This is a genomic window from Faecalibacterium sp. OM04-11BH (assembly GCF_003482185.1).
GTDB classification, from domain to species: Bacteria; Bacillota; Clostridia; order Oscillospirales; family Ruminococcaceae; genus Faecalibacterium; species Faecalibacterium tardum.
Map to the genome: position 1 here is coordinate 96,037 of NZ_QULS01000006.1, position 15,044 is coordinate 111,080.

General features: G+C 61.4%; 13 protein-coding genes. 7 read left to right on the forward strand and 6 right to left on the reverse strand.

Annotated elements, in window-relative coordinates; genetic code table 11:
- Positions 1 to 59: 59 nt before the first annotated feature.
- From moaC to DXB44_RS07335, 7 genes are all read left to right on the forward strand, one after another.
- Positions 60 to 557 carry a cyclic pyranopterin monophosphate synthase MoaC gene (moaC, locus tag DXB44_RS07305; protein WP_118658237.1) on the forward strand — a complete coding sequence of 166 codons (498 nt, stop codon included), beginning with the start codon at positions 60 to 62 and terminating at the stop codon, positions 555 to 557.
- Positions 550 to 1,527: a GTP 3',8-cyclase MoaA gene (moaA, locus tag DXB44_RS07310; RefSeq protein ID WP_118658238.1), complete on the forward strand. Its 978-nt coding sequence runs from the start codon at positions 550 to 552 to the stop codon at positions 1,525 to 1,527. The genes moaC and moaA overlap by 8 nt, the downstream gene beginning before the upstream one ends.
- Before the next feature lie 6 nt (positions 1,528 to 1,533).
- Entirely contained in the window at positions 1,534 to 2,466 is a 933-nt protein-coding gene (locus tag DXB44_RS07315) for an MOSC domain-containing protein (protein WP_118658239.1), read from the forward strand.
- Positions 2,467 to 2,540: 74 nt separating this feature from the next.
- Complete coding sequence (gene modA / locus DXB44_RS07320) at positions 2,541 to 3,425, forward strand: molybdate ABC transporter substrate-binding protein (RefSeq protein ID WP_118658240.1); 885 nt, start codon at positions 2,541 to 2,543, stop codon at positions 3,423 to 3,425.
- 10 nt (positions 3,426 to 3,435) lie between these two features.
- On the forward strand, positions 3,436 to 4,107 hold the full coding sequence (modB, locus tag DXB44_RS07325; RefSeq protein WP_118658241.1) for a molybdate ABC transporter permease subunit: 672 nt from the start codon (positions 3,436 to 3,438) through the stop codon (positions 4,105 to 4,107).
- The gene (locus DXB44_RS07330) at positions 4,104 to 5,153 is read left to right on the forward strand and encodes an ATP-binding cassette domain-containing protein (RefSeq protein WP_118658242.1); all 1,050 of its coding nucleotides are present in this window, start codon (positions 4,104 to 4,106) and stop codon (positions 5,151 to 5,153) included. Before modB ends, DXB44_RS07330 begins: the two co-directional genes overlap by 4 nt.
- Positions 5,154 to 5,258: 105 nt before the next feature.
- Positions 5,259 to 6,644, forward strand: a complete 1,386-nt coding sequence (locus tag DXB44_RS07335; RefSeq protein WP_118658243.1) for a PTS transporter subunit EIIC — start codon at positions 5,259 to 5,261, stop codon at positions 6,642 to 6,644.
- A 188-nt stretch (positions 6,645 to 6,832) separates the two neighbouring features.
- Here the strand turns inward: DXB44_RS07335 and DXB44_RS07340 are convergent, their stop codons facing one another.
- The 6 genes from DXB44_RS07340 to secA all read right to left on the reverse strand — a co-directional run bounded on the left by DXB44_RS07340 (position 6,833) and on the right by secA (position 14,862).
- A complete protein-coding gene (locus tag DXB44_RS07340) occupies positions 6,833 to 7,189 on the reverse strand; it encodes a DUF1667 domain-containing protein (protein ID WP_341458515.1) in 357 nt (118 codons plus the stop codon).
- Positions 7,186 to 8,439, reverse strand: a complete 1,254-nt coding sequence (locus DXB44_RS07345) for an FAD-dependent oxidoreductase (protein WP_112121867.1) — start codon at positions 8,437 to 8,439, stop codon at positions 7,186 to 7,188. The genes DXB44_RS07340 and DXB44_RS07345 overlap by 4 nt, the downstream gene beginning before the upstream one ends.
- On the reverse strand, positions 8,432 to 9,877 hold the full coding sequence (locus DXB44_RS07350) for an NAD(P)/FAD-dependent oxidoreductase (protein WP_118658244.1): 1,446 nt from the start codon (positions 9,875 to 9,877) through the stop codon (positions 8,432 to 8,434). The genes DXB44_RS07345 and DXB44_RS07350 overlap by 8 nt, the downstream gene beginning before the upstream one ends.
- A gap of 250 nt (positions 9,878 to 10,127) precedes the next feature.
- Entirely contained in the window at positions 10,128 to 10,694 is a 567-nt protein-coding gene (locus DXB44_RS07355; protein ID WP_118658245.1) for a glycerol-3-phosphate responsive antiterminator, read from the reverse strand.
- Between the two features lie 37 nt (positions 10,695 to 10,731).
- Positions 10,732 to 11,949: a M20 family metallopeptidase gene (locus DXB44_RS07360; RefSeq protein ID WP_118658246.1), complete on the reverse strand. Its 1,218-nt coding sequence runs from the start codon at positions 11,947 to 11,949 to the stop codon at positions 10,732 to 10,734.
- A 72-nt stretch (positions 11,950 to 12,021) separates the two neighbouring features.
- A complete protein-coding gene (gene secA / locus DXB44_RS07365) occupies positions 12,022 to 14,862 on the reverse strand; it encodes a preprotein translocase subunit SecA (RefSeq protein ID WP_118658247.1) in 2,841 nt (946 codons plus the stop codon).
- Positions 14,863 to 15,044 lie beyond the last annotated feature (182 nt).

Consider the following 15,044-nt stretch of genomic DNA (forward strand, 5'->3'; position numbering starts at 1 on the left):
CAAAGCCTTTCGGCTTTGCCAGCTCCCCCGAAGAGGGAGCTTTACTAAGGTGAAAAAATATGAATGATAATAATCTGACACATTTTGATGCCGCCGGCAACGCCGTGATGGTGGACGTGAGCGCAAAGCCCGTCACCGCCCGGGAAGCCACTGCCCACGGCATTATTACCATGAACGCCGAAGCCTTTGCCGCCGTGCAGAGCGGCACCGTGAAAAAAGGCGATGTGCTGGGCGTGGCGCGCATTGCAGGCATCATGGCCACCAAGCGCACCAGTGAGCTGATCCCTCTGTGCCATCCGCTGCCCCTGACCAAGGTGGGCATCGAGTTCCGTCTGCTGCCCGAGCGGCAGGCGGTGGAAGCCCTGTGCACCGTCAAGACCAGCGGCGTGACCGGCGTGGAGATGGAAGCGCTGACCGGCGTTTCCACCGCGCTGCTTACCATCTACGATATGTGCAAGGCCGTGGATAAGGGCATGGAGCTGGGCGAGATCCATCTGGTGGAAAAGACTGGCGGCAAGAGCGGCCACTATATCCGGGCGGAGGGCGGCTATGTTTGATCGTTACCAGCGCAAGATCCATTACCTGCGCCTGTCGGTGACCGACCTGTGCAACCTGCGCTGCCGCTACTGTATGCCGGACAGCGTGGAAAAGCTGGAGCGGGAAGCCGTGCTGACCTACGAGGAATTTCTGCGTCTGGCCGCGCTGTTTGCCCAGTGCGGCATCGACACCGTGCGAGTGACCGGCGGCGAGCCGCTGGTGCGCAAGAACGTGGCGCAGCTGGTGGCAGGACTTAAAGAGACCCCGGGCATCCGCCGGGTCACCCTGACCACCAATGCGGTGCTGCTGGCAGAGCAGCTGCCCGCATTGCTGGACGCCGGGCTGGACAGCGTGAACATCAGTCTGGACACCCTGCGCCCGGAGGTTTTCCGGCAGATCACCGCCCGGGACGATTTTGCCGCCGTGCAGGCGGGCTTGCAGGCGGCGCTGGAAAGCGGCCTGCCCGTCAAGCTGAACTGCGTGCCGCAGGCGGGCGTCAACGAGGGTGAGCTGGAAGCGCTTGCCGCGCTGGCAAAGGACAACGCCCTGCAGGTGCGGTTCATCGAGATGATGCCCATCGGCTACGGCGCTGCCATGCCCTGCATCTCCGGCCCGGAACTGCGGGCGCGGTTTGCCCGGCGCTGGCCGGAGCTTGCGCCTCTTTCTGCTGCGCAGGAGCACGCCTTGGGCGACGGCCCAGCGGTGTACTACACCGTGCCGGGCTGGCAGGGCAGCATCGGTTTTATTGCAGCGGTGCACGGCAAGTTCTGCGCTTCCTGTAACCGTGTGCGGCTGACCAGCCAGGGCTTTTTGCGCCCCTGCCTTGCCAGCGAGACCGGGTGCGACCTGCGCGCCCTGCTGCGCAGCGGCGCGGACGATGCGCAGCTGCTGGCCGCCATCCGGGAGACCATCTGGGCAAAGCCTCGGGAACACCATTTTAACGACAGTTCCATGCCCGCTACCCGCGGGATGTATCGCATTGGAGGATAAATAACTATGGGTAAGCTTCTGGCAATCTGCACCAGCCCCAAGCGGGGCACCGTAAAAACCGAGGTGCCCAGCGCCGTTTTGACCCCGGAATGGGGCATCGTGGAGGACGCCCACGGCGGCAACTGGCACCGTCAGGTCAGTATGCTCAGCGCCGAAAAGATCGAGGCGTTCCGCAAGAAGATCTGGGTGGACTACGGTGCCTTCGGCGAAAATCTGGTCATCGAGGGCTTCGATTTCCGCAATCTGCCGGTGACCAGCCGGTTTGCCATCGGGGATGTGGTGCTGGAAATGACCCAGATCGGCAAAGAGTGCCACAACGACTGCGTCATCAAGCAGCAGACCGGCGAGTGCATCATGCCCCACGAGGGCGTGTTTGCTCGAGTACTGACCGGCGGTGAGATCCATGTGGGGGACGAGGTGACCCTGCTGCCCGCACTGGAAAACCCGCCCCTGCGCGCTGCCGTCATCACCCTTTCCGATAAAGGCAGCCGTGGTGAGCGGGAGGATAAAAGCGGCCCGCTGATCGCCCAAATGCTCACCGCCGCAGGCTATGTGGTGGAGGAGACCATGATCCTGCCGGACGAAGCCAAGGCGCTGAAAGCGCAGCTCATCCGCATGGCAGACGGCCGTCAGGTGAACCTTGTGCTCACCACCGGCGGCACCGGCTTCTCCCCCCGTGACATCACCCCGGAAGCCACCTGCGCCGTTGCCGACCGCAACGCTCCCGGCATTGCCGAAGCTATGCGCTACCACAGCCTGAGCATCACCCCGCGCGGGATGCTGAGCCGTGGCGTCAGCGTGCTGCGCGGCAAGACCCTGATCGTCAACCTGCCGGGCAGCCCCAAGGCAGTGCAGGAGAATCTGGAGTACATCCTGCCCAGCTTGGAGCACGGGATACGCATCGCCGCGGGTCTGGACGGCGAGTGCGCCCGTAAGTAAGGTCTCCCGCCCTGTTTTTCTTTACGGGGCGTAGAAATGTGCTATTTTTTCACTTAAAGTAAGGAGAAACAGAGATGAACGACCATCGCATTTCCCGCCGGAGCTTTCTGGCCGCTGCCGGTATGGCCGGTGCAGTCGCTGCCCTCACCGCCTGCGGCGGTGCTGCTTCCAGCGCAGCATCGTCCGTGGCTTCCTCTGCCGCCGCTTCCTCGGAAGCAGCACAGAGCGTGGAGTTGATCGTGTTTGCCGCCGCCTCCCTCACCGAGACGCTGAACGCTCTCGGCGAGAGCTACACGGCAGAGCACCCGGAGGTGACCTTCCGCTTCAACTTCGACTCCTCCGGTACCCTCAAGACCCAGATCCAGGAGGGCGCGGATTGCGATCTGTTCATCTCTGCCGGTCAGAAGCAGATGAACCAGCTGGACATCACCGCTTCTGCCGATGTGAACAAGGACGGTCTTGACTTTGTGGATGCCGACAGCCGCGTGAACCTGCTGGAAAACAAGGTGGTGCTCTGCGTGCCGGAGGGCAGCGACAAGGGCATTGACAGCTTTGACGCACTGGCCGAGCACCTGAAGGCGCAGGATATCCTGTTCTGCATGGGCAACAGCGATGTGCCCGTGGGGCAGTACACCCAGAAGATCCTTGCCTACTACCAGCTGGACGAAACTGCACTGGCCGCTGCGGGCGTGATCACCTACGGCTCCAACGTCAAGGAAGTGACCACGCAGGTCACCGAAGGCAGCGTGGATGCCGGTGTCGTTTATTGTACGGATGCGTACAGCGCCGGTCTGACCCCCGTGGACGAGGCCACCAAGGAGATGTGCGGTCAGGTCATCTATCCCGCCGCTGTGCTGAAAGCCGCCTCCAACGCGGAGGCCGCCAAGGAGTTTTTGGCTTACTTACAGACCGACAAGGCCATGACCGTGTTCGAGGGCGTGGGCTTCAGCGCCGTATAAAGGAGCAGGCATGGACTGGTATCCGTTGTGGAACAGCCTGCGCATTGCTTTAATCAGCTGCGCGGCGGTATTCTTTCTTGGCATTTTTGCGGCCTATTATATCGCCCGGCTCCCCCGGGTGGTCAAGGGTGTGCTGGACGTGTTGCTCACCCTGCCCATGGTGCTGCCGCCCACGGTGGTGGGCTACTTTCTGCTGCTGCTCTTCGGCGCAAAGCGGCCGCTGGGCATCTTTTTCATGCAGCAGTTCGGGGTAAAGCTGGTCATGAACTGGTACAGCGCCATCTTTGCCTCCATCGTGGTGGCTTTTCCGCTGATGTACCGCACCGCGCGCGGCGCGTTTGAAAGCTTTGACGAAACGTTGGCGTGGTCGGCGCAGACGCTGGGACAGTCCGATCCATGGATCTTTTGGCGGGTGCGGATGCCCGCCTGCCGTCAGGGCATTCTGGCGGGCACAGTGCTGGCTTTTGCCCGGGCACTGGGCGAATACGGCGCTACCAGCATGATCGCGGGCTACACCCCCGGCAAGACCGCCACCATTGCCACCACGGTCTACCAGCTCTGGCGCACCAACGATGAGCTTGGTGCCATGCGGTGGGTGCTGGTGGATATCGCCATCTCGGCGGTGGTGCTGCTGGCGGTGAACCTGCTGGAGAAAAAACAGAAAGCGGGTGGCCGGAAATGAGCCTTGAAGTCAACATTGAAAAAAAGCTGGACGGCTTCACCCTCCGCGCCGCCTTTACCGCCGGCAACACCTCCACCGCTTTGCTGGGAGCTTCCGGCTGCGGCAAAAGCATGACGTTGCGGTGCATTGCAGGCATTGTAAAGCCGGACCGCGGACGCATCGTGCTGGACGGGCGGGTGCTGTTTGATAGCACCCAGCACATCGACCTGCCGCCGCAGCAGCGGGGCGTGGGGCTGCTGTTCCAGAACTACGCGTTGTTCCCCAATATGACCGTAGAACAGAATATCCTCTGCGGTCTGAAGGCGGAAAAAGACCCTGCCGCCCGCCGCACCGCCTGCGCCGAAATGCTGCGCGCCATGCGGCTGGAAGAGCTGGCAAAACGCTACCCTGCCCAGCTTTCCGGCGGACAGCAGCAGCGCGCCGCGCTGGCACGCATTCTGGTGGGCAAGCCCCGCATCCTGATGCTGGACGAGCCCTTCAGCGCGCTGGACAGCTATCTGCGGGAAGAGGTAGAAGGCGAGGTAGGCAGCCTGCTGGCAAGCTTTGCGGGCACCGCCCTGTTGGTGACCCACAACCGGGACGAGGCCTACCGCCTGTGCAAAGAGATGATCGTGCTGAACGAAGGGCAGGTGCTGCGCACCGGTACCACCAAGGCCGTTTTTGCCGACCCGCAGAGCATCGCCGCCGCACGGCTGACCGGTTGCAAGAACATTCTGCCCTGCACTCCGCTGGATAGCCACACCGTCCGGCTGGACGGCTGGGACACCACCCTGCGGCTGGCGCTGCCCGTCCCGGCAGGCTGTACCGCTGTGGGCATCCGTGCCCACGACTTTACGCCCTGCACCGCCGATGTGCCCAACGCCATCCCGGTAAAAGCCGTTTCCACCAGTGAGAACCCCTTTGACTGGAATCTCATCTGCACTCCGCCGGAGGGCACGGCGCAGCTGTGGTGGAAGGTAAGCAAAAAAAGCCTTTGCTCGGCAGCGCCCGCCGCGCCGCAGTACCTGTGTGCCGCACCGGAGAGCATCATGCCGCTGCAAGGCTGAAAAACGATTTGAAATGGCTTCCGCTGTGCTCTAGCCATATTCTGCGATGAGCCGGAAACGCTTGCGAGGGTTTTCCGGCTCACTTTTACAACGAAGGAGAAAAGCATGAGGACATTGGATCACGCCGCCTGCGCCAGAGCGATTTTTGAAAGCATTGGCGGCGGGGAAAATCTGGTTTCCGCAGTGCACTGCGCCACCCGGCTGCGTCTGGTAGTGGTAGATGCGCACAAGGTCGATCAAAAACGGCTGGAAAGCATCCCGGGCGTGATGGGAGTGTTCTGCGCCGGGGGACAGCTTCAGATCATCCTTGGCACCGGCACGGTGAACCGGGTGTACGAGGAATTTATAAAGCTGTCCGGTCTGCCCGGTGTCCCGGCGGCGCAGAAATGTACGGCCCCGGTATTGCCGCTGCCGCAGCGGCTGGTAAAAACGCTGGGGGATGTGTTTGTGCCCATTCTGCCCGCCATTGTGGCTGCCGGTCTGCTGACCGGCATTCTGGACGCACTGGGCAGGGCGCTGCCCGCCGTTGCCGCCGCCGACTGGTTCAACTTTTTAAAGATGGTGTCCGGCACAGCTTTTGTGTCTCTGCCGGTGCTGGTGGCGCTCTCCTCCGCCCGGGTGTTTGGGGGCAATCTTTTCCTCGGCGGGGTGGTGGGACTGTGCATGGTGCACCCCGCGCTGCTCAACGCGTGGTCTGTGGGCACAGCGGAGAACGTCCCGGTCTGGCATCTGCTCTGTTTCAACGTAAAACAAGTGGGGTATCAGGGACACGTTATTCCGGTGATCATTGCAATCTGGCTCATGTCCCGGCTGGAGCGGTGGTTCCGCAGCCGCGTCCCTGCGGCGCTGGATCTTTTTGTTACGCCGCTGTGCACGGTGCTTATTACCACCTTTGTTACCTTTACCATCCTCGGCCCCTGCTTCTCCTTTGCGGAAAACAGCATGATCGGCCTTGCAAGGCAGCTCAGCACAGTGGGGCATGGCATCGGTGCGCTGGTCATGGGGGCGCTGTACCCCGTTACGGTGGTCTGCGGTCTGCACCACATGTATAACGTTATCGAGGCGGGGCTGCTCTCTGCGGGCAGCCTGAATATCTGGATGCCCATTGCCTCTGCCGCAAACTTTGCCCAGTGCGGTGCCTGCCTTGCGGTCACCTTTAAGACCCGCGACCCCCAAAACAAGACCGTTGCCATCCCTTCGGCGCTGTCCGCAGCCTTTGGGATCACCGAGCCCGCCATCTTCGGCGTGAACCTGCGCTATGTCCGGCCGTTCGTCTGCGCTATGGTGGGCGGCGCGGTGGGGGCGTGGTTCGGTACGGTAACGGGCATCGGCGCAACGGCCTACGGCGTTACCGGTCTGCCGGGTTTTCTGATCGTGGGCGGCTACATTCTGCCCTACGCCGAGCTGCTGGCGCTTTCCGGCGGGGTGGCCTTTGCCGCCACATGGTTGTTCTGGCAGGATGCGCCCGCGCAGGACAAAACGCCCGGCTGAGCAGTTTCGGCAGAGTGTTCAACAGCCGGGTGAAGGCTCCAGCGGAGCGCATTCCAAATCGTGTTTACACAGGGGAATTTCCCTACACGCAAAGCAGCCGCTGCACGGCAAGGTGCAGCGGCTGCTTTGTTTATGGTGTTGTGTATAGGAAGGGAGGTTGAAAAATGCTGTCGGAGTAAAGGGGGAATTTATGCCATATCGCGGCAGGTCACAATGTCAGCCCCGGTGCCGCAGACGTCGGTCAGCACCACATCACCCACATGGATGGGAGCGTGCAGCACCACGCTGTCCAGCGCGGCGACAACCTCAGCCATCTGTCCCTTGGGCACGGGCTTGGAGGTCTTGACCGGGCAGCGGGAGTGCAGACAGCCCTCGGCGCGCACGGTGCTGGTGATGATGCGGGTGGGGTGGGTCAGCTCTTCCTTGCCGTAGGCGATGCCGTTGGGGCAGCCGTTGCCGGTCACCTTGTAGTCGTTGGCTTCATCTACCTGCAGATGGCAGCCCTGAGGGCAGCAGGTGCAAATTACTTCTTTCATATCGCTCATGCCTCCTCGATCTCAATGGTCACTTCGTCCACGGGGGCTCTGTCCAGCAGCACTCTGGGCAGGGCAATGTGCTCCATCTCGCCGGGGGCAAGGCGGTCGCGCTTAAAGCGTGCGATTACCGTGTCACCGCTCTTGACAAGGATGGTGCTCTTGCCGCAGATGCGGCGGACGCGGAAGGAAACGTTGGTGCTCTTTTCCACGCCTTCCAGACGGATGCGCTGCGGCAGGGTGTAGCCAAGGTCTGCGCCGGGCTTCACGGTCAGCACACGTCCCTCGGCCACGGGGCCGTTCTGGACGTAGTTGGCAGCGGCCGCACCGGCCAGCTCGCTCTCGCCGGAAACAAAGTCCACCAGATCGTGCACCTGCACCACGTTGCCGCAGGCAAACACACCGGGAATGCTGGTCTCCATGTTTTCGTACACGATGGCACCCTTGGTGCGGGGGTCCATCTCGATGCCGGCCTGTTTGGTCAGCTCGTTTTCGGGGATCAGACCCACGCTCAGCAGGATGGTGTCCACATCAAACTCCATCTCGGTGCCGGGGATGGGCTTGCGGTCGGGGCCGATCTCGGCCACGATGGCCTTTTCTACGCGGTTCTTGCCCTGAATATCCACGATGGTGTGGGAGAGGTACAGGGGGATGTCAAAGTCGTTCAGGCACTGCACGATGTTGCGGGTCAGGCCGCCGGAGTAGGGCATCACCTCTACGCAGGCCAGCACCTTTGCACCCTCAAGGGTCATGCGGCGTGCCATGATTAGGCCGATATCGCCGCTGCCGAGGATCAGCACCCGCTTGCCCACCAGATAGCCTTCCATGTTCACATAGCGCTGTGCTGCACCGGCGGTGTACACGCCGGCAGGGCGGGTGCCCGGGGTGCCGATGGCACCACGGGTGCGCTCGCGGCAGCCCATGCCCAGAACGATGCTCTTGGCTTCGATGATCTGGTAGCCGTACTCCTTGGAAACACAGTGCACCTTTTTATCCGGGGTCACTTCCAGCACCATGGTGTCCAGCTGAACCTTTACGCCGGTGTTCTTGAGCATCTCAATAAAGCGTCCGGCGTACTCCGGGCCGGTGAGCTGCTCACCAAAGCGGTGCAGACCAAAGCCATTGTGGATGCACTGGTTCAGAATGCCGCCCAGCTCTTTATCGCGCTCCAGAATGAGGATGTCGCGCAGACCGCTTTCCCATGCCTTGCAGGCAGCAGCAAGGCCCGCAGGGCCGCCGCCGATAATGACCAGATCAACCATTGCTCTTTCCTCCTACCTTCGTTTCGCTGACCAGAACGTTCGAGCCGTTCTTGTCCTGCAGGATGTCCAAGGGGTTCATGCCCAGCTCGCGGCTGATAAGCTCCAGCACGCGGGGGCCGCAGAAGCCGCCCTGGCAGCGGCCCATGCCTGCACCGGCGCGGCGCTTGACGCCATCGATGGTGTTGGCGGGCACCTCGCTGTGGAGGGCTGCCAGAATCTCGCCCTCGGTAATGGTCTCGCAGCGGCAGATCACGCGGCCGTAGGCGGGCTGCTCCTTGACCAGCGCTGCCTTTTCCTCTGCGGAAAGCTCCTTAAAGCGGATGTGGCGGCGGCCATCCTTGTAGTCAGCCTTTTCAGCGCCCAGCACACCGCGCTCTTTCAGGATGGCAACGGCCTCCTCAGCCACTGCCGGGGCGGCGGACAGGCCGGGGCTCTTCATGCCGGCCAAGTCGATCCAGCCGGGTGCTTCCGGCTCTTCACCAATGATAAAATCGTCCACGTCCAGATTGGCACGCACGCCCGCAAAGCTGCGGATGGACTCGCCAAAGTTGATGCTGGGCACGCTGCGCTGGGCAGTGGTCTTGACAAATTCCAGACCGCTGCTGGTGCAGGAGGTGTCGTTGCCCTCCACCGGCTCTGCGTTGGGGCCGACGATCAGGTTGCCGTGCACAGTGGGTGCTACCAGTACACCCTTGCCCAGCTCGTTGGGGCACTGGAAGATGACGTGGCTCACGCGGGTGCCCTCGCTCTTGTCCAGCAGATAGTACTCGCCCCGGGTGGGGATGATGTGGAAGTTGGCGGGCTCCACCATGGAGTGCACCTTGTCTGCCCAGATACCGGCAGCGTTGATGACGCAGCGGGTCTCCACCGTACCGTCGGGCACGGTCAGGCGGTAGCCGCCCTCGATGGACTCGGCGTCGGTCACCTTGCAGCTGCGGCGCAGCTCCACGCCGTTGCGCACCGCCACCTCGGTCATGGCCAGTGCGTACTCCCACGGGTTCACGATGGCAGCGCTGGGTGCCCACAGTGCGCCGCAGACCTTTTCAGAAAGGTTAGGCTCCATGGCAAGGGCCTCTTCCTTGGAAAGGATCTTCATGTCGGGCACGCCGTTTGCGGTGCCGTTCTCAAACAAATGCTGCAGGTGGGGCAGCTCCTTTTCGTCCAGTGCCAGCACCAGAGAGCCGCACTGCTTATAGGAGACATCCAGCTTTGCGCAGATCTCCTTAGCCAGCGCCACGCCGCGCACGTTCAGCCGTGCCATGCGGGTGCCGGGGGCGGGGTCGTAGCCTGCGTGGAGAATGGCGCTGTTGGCCTTGGTGGTGCAGTCTGCCACATCGTTCTCGGCCTCAAGGATGACCACCTTGTTGTCGTAGCGCGACAGTGCGTAGGCTGCGGCGGCACCGATGACACCACAGCCGATGATTGCTACATCATACATTGTTCTTTTCCTCCTGTCCGTTCTGCCTTGGCCCGTCGGGAGCCGGGCATCTGTTGTTGTACAAAAAAAGAGCGAACCGAAACAAAGGCAACTGCCCTTGTCCGTTTCGCTCATATCTCTTGAAACAAACAGCACTTGTTGATTCTTATGATACCCTGTCCCTGCGAAAAAAGCAAGATGTTTTGCACTTTTTGTGAAACCCTTACAAAAAGTGCCTGCCGCTTTTGCGCAGAATGCAGAATGCGCAGCCTTACATATCCCACACGGCCTGATTGGTGGTGGAAATGGCGGTAGCTCCGGCTTCCAGCGCAGCCAGCACATCCTCCTTGTCCGCAATCAGCCCGCCGGTCAGCACCGGCACCTTGGCCTTGGCGCAGACGCGGCGCAGGATCTTGGGCATGGTGCCGGGCAGAAGATCCAGACAGTCCGGCAGGTTTGCGGGGATCTTATCCAGACTTTCCAGCGCGATGGAATCCAGCAGAAATACCCGCAGGATGGCGGCAAGCCCCAGCTCCTTGGCGCGGCGGATGAAGGACTGCCGGGTGGAGATGATGCCGTCCGCCTCGGTGGTATTGCGGATAAAGTCCACCGCCACCTCCTTGCCCGCCAGTCCGGCAATAAGGTCTACATGCACCACGGCAAAGCGTCCGGCTTCGTGGATGCGGCGCACAATGGAGAAAATATTACAGATATCTCCATATAATACAAATACCACCCGGATATTCTCGTTGGTCAGCGCGTTGCGAAGCCCTGCATCGTCCTTGACTGCCGCAATGACCGGCGTTTCCAGAATGGCATCCATCAGCTCCTGCTTCATGCTTTTCCTCCTGCCCGGCGTTCTGTGGGGCAACTTTTTACTGGTGCTCTGCCAGCCAGCGAAGCGCCATATAGGTGTAGGCTGCCGTGCCGCAGTACAGGATGCTGTCGTCAAAGCGCACCTTGGGGTGGTGCTGACCGTAGGTGTAGCCCTCCTTGGCGTTGCCAGCAGCTAAGAACATACTCACGGTGGGTACCTCGTGGCTGACAAAGGCGAAGTCCTCGCTGCCGCCGCCGGGCTTGCCGCCGGTGAGCGGGGTCATATCCATAGCGCCCTTGCCCAGCAGTTCGGTCATATAGGTCAGGGCGTTGCCCGCCAGCGGGGTGTCCACCACCATGCAGGGACAGTAATCGCTGAACTCCACCTCGGCGGTGCAGCGGTAGGCGGTAGCCACGCCCTGCGCAATTTCGGTCATGCGCTGGTGGATGAGGGCACTGACCTTCTGCTCCGGGTCCACGGTGCGGATGGTGCCCCACATATCAGCAGTATCCGGGATGACGTTGGAGGCCTTGCCTGCCTCGAACCGGCCGGTGGTGAACACACCGAAGCCTGCGGGGTCCAGCTCGCGGCTGTTGATCTCCTGCAAGGCGATGTGGATGTGCGCCGCTGCGGTGATGGGATCGATGCAGGCGTTGGGCATGGAGCCGTGGCCGCCCTTGCCGTGCACAACGATGTGGTACTGCTCGCAGCTGGCCATGGTAATGCCGCCGCCCGGCACCAGCACCATACCGGCGGGCAGGGGCATTCCGGCCAGCACATGGAACATGACCGCTGCGTCCACCTTGGGGTTCTCCAGCAGGCCGCTGTTGATCATATCCAGCGAGCCCTGAAAGATCTCCTCTGCGGGCTGGAACTCCAGCTTTACCGTGCCCTCGATCTCGTCCTCGTGCTCCTTGAGCAGTTTGGCTGCACCCAGAACCATGGCAGTGTGCATATCGTGGCCGCAGCCGTGCATCTTGCCGGGCAGCTCAGAGGAAAACTCCTCGCCGGATTCCTCCTGCAAGGGCAGCGCGTCCATGTCGCCCCGCAGCAGGATCACCTTGCCGGGGCGTTTGCCGCCTGCAAGCGCCACCACGCCGCACTTGCCGCAGTCCTGCGGGGTGTAGCCCATCTCAGTCAGCGCCTTTTTGACCAGTGCCTTGGTCTGGGGCAGGTCAAAGCCCACCTCCGGGTGACGGTGCAGTGTGCGCCGCCATTCCTGCAGCTGGGGCTCCAGCGCCTTGGCGGCTTCCAACAGTTTTTCCGGTGCGATCATTGTAAAATCAACTCCCTCTGAATTTATACGGAAAGCCCTCTCGGCCACGGCAGGGAGGGCTTTGCCTTATGGTTATTCTTCCCCGCCGTTATTGCCATTGGGGTGATACTGGGCGCAGGTGCACTTTTTGAACTTCAGGCCGCTGCCGCAGGGGCAGGGGTCGTTGCGGCCAATTTTGACCACACGCACTGGCTGTCCCTTGGGGCTGCCCTTGACGCCGGGTGCACCGTTGCCGGGCACAAAGCCTTCGCCGGTGGGCTTTGCCACCTGCTCCCGCTTAGGAGCGGAACCGGCGGCGCGCAGTTCGATGGTCAGCAGCATCTTGACGCTGGACTCCCGGATGGAATCCACCATCTGGTCGAACATATCAAAGCCCTCGATGCGGTATTCCACCACGGGGTCCTTCTGACCGTAGCCGCGCAGCGCGATGCCCTGCCGCAGCTGGTCCATGTTGTCGATGTGGTCCATCCACTGGCGGTCTACGCACTTGAGCAGGCAGATGCGCTCCAGCTCGCGCATGACGGGTGCACCGTAGCGCACCTCCTTGGCCTGCAAAATCTGCATCCCACGGTCGTACAGCATATCGGCAATGCCCTGCTGAGAGAGGTTATCAAAATCCGCCACAGTGTAGTGGAAGTCGGCATCGGTGGTCAGCCAGCCCTGATAGTGGCGGCGCAGCGCACCAAAATCCCACTCGTCTTTTACATCGCCGGAAAGGAACTGTGCGCAGCTGGAATCGATGTTCTCTCGCAGCATCTTGTGCATCTCGGTGCTGATATCCTCGCCGTCCAGCACCTTGCGGCGCTGCCCGTAGATGATCTCGCGCTGCTGGTTCATCACGTCATCGTACTTCAGCACATTTTTACGGATCTCGAAGTTGCGGCCTTCCAGCTTTTTCTGGGCGCTTTCCAGCGTATTGGTGATCATGCGGTTCTCGATGGGGGTATCCTCGTCGATCTTCAGGGTGTTCATCAGGCTGGACACCCGGTCGCCGCCAAACAGGCGCATCAGGTCGTCTTCAAGGCTCAGGTAGAAGCGGGAAGCGCCCGGGTCGCCCTGACGGCCAGCACGGCCGCGCAGCTGGTTGTCGATACGGCGGCTCTCGTGGCGCTCGGTACCAATGATGAACAGACCGCCTGCGGCGCGCACCTCGTCGGCCTCGGCATCGATGGCGGGTTTGTACTGGGCATACAGCTGCTCAAAGCGCTGGCGTGCGGCCAGAATGTTGGCATCGGTGGTCTCGCCGTGGCCGTTTGCCTCGGTCAGCAGCAGCTCCACGGCTGCCGGGTCGGCGTCCTGCGGGGTGTCGGGGTTGAGCAGGTTCTCGCAGAAGTGCTCCTTGCGCATCTGGGCCTTCGCCATGAACTCGGCGTTGCCGCCCAGCATGATATCGGTACCACGGCCTGCCATGTTGGTGGCGATGGTGATGGCACCCTTTTTACCGGCCTGCGCTACGATCTCGGCTTCGCGCTCGTGGTTCTTGGCGTTCAGCACGTTGAAGTCCCGGGTGTGGCGCTGTAACATTTTGGCGAGCGTTTCGCTCTTTTCCACGCTGACGGTACCCACCAGCACAGGCTGACCGTTTTTGTGGCACTCCATTACCTGCTCGATGACGGCGCGGTACTTGCCCTCCACGGTCTTGTAGATGGCGTCCGGGTAGTCCTTGCGCTGCACCGGGCGGTTGGTGGGCACGCTGACGATGTTCAGGCCGTAGATCTCGGTAAACTCGGTGGCCTCGGTGCGGGCAGTACCGGTCATACCGGACAGCTTTTTGTACATACGGAAGTAGTTCTGGAAGGTGATGGTAGCCAGCGTCTTGCTCTCGGCGGCGATCTTCACGCCCTCCTTGGCCTCGATGGCCTGATGCAGACCCTCGTTGTACCGGCGACCGATCATCAGGCGTCCGGTGAACTCGTCCACGATGATGACCTGACCGTCCTTGACCACATAGTCGATATCCCGCTGCATCACGCCGTAGGCCTTGATGGCCTGATCGATGTGGTGGGCAAGGGTCATGTTCTCGGCGGCGGCAAGGTTCTCTACCTTAAAATAGGCTTCGGCCTTTTTGATGCCGGCGGCGGTCAGGGTACAGGTCTTGTGCTTTTCGTCCACAACGTAATCGCCATCGGCCTGCTCATCGGTGGAGACCTTATCCTCCAATTCCACCACCACGCTCTTGTGCAGGGTGCGCACAAAGCGGTCCACCTGCGTGTACAGGCTGGAGGAGTCCTCGCCGCGGCCGGAGATGATCAGGGGCGTGCGGGCCTCATCGATCAGGATGGAGTCTACCTCGTCCACGATGGCGTAGGCGTGGCCGCGCTGCACCATGTTGGCCTTGTAGGTCACCATATTGTCGCGCAGGTAGTCAAAGCCGAACTCATTGTTGGTGCCGTAGGTGATATCGGCATTGTAGGCAGCCCGGCGGGCGTCGCCGTCCATGCCCTGCACGATCAGACCGACAGTCAGTCCCAGCCAGCGGTAGAGCTTGCCCATCCACTCGCTGTCGCGCTTGGCCAGATAGTCGTTAACGGTAACAATGTGCACCCCCTCGCCGGTCAGGGCATTCAGGTAGGCGGGCAGGGTAGCCACAAGGGTCTTGCCCTCACCGGTCTGCATCTCGGCAATATCGCCGCGGTGCAGGGCAATGCCGCCGGTCACCTGCACAGGGAAGTGCTTCATGCCCAGCACACGCCATGCGGCTTCGCGGCAGACGGCAAAGGCATCCGGCAGGATGTCGTCCAGCGTTTTGCCCTCGGTCAGCTGCTGCTTGAAAGCGGCAGTCTGCGCCTGCAAGTCAACATCGGACATGGCCTGATACTTGGGCTCCAGCGCCAGCACCTGTTTGGTGATGGGGTTCACCTTTTTCAGCTCCCGGTCAGAGAAGCTGCCAAAAAGTTTTTCAACAAGGGACATAGGTCACACCTCATAAATCTTAAAAATCGGGCTGTGATGCGCCCGGAATCGCGCATAACAATACAAGTATATGATACACCAAAGCGGCAGACACGTCAAATCTGCAAGACTATTTTAGTCAGTTTTTACATGAACTTTCTGTAAAAAGATGCTGCAAGCCGTTCACAGACCCCTGATCTCCC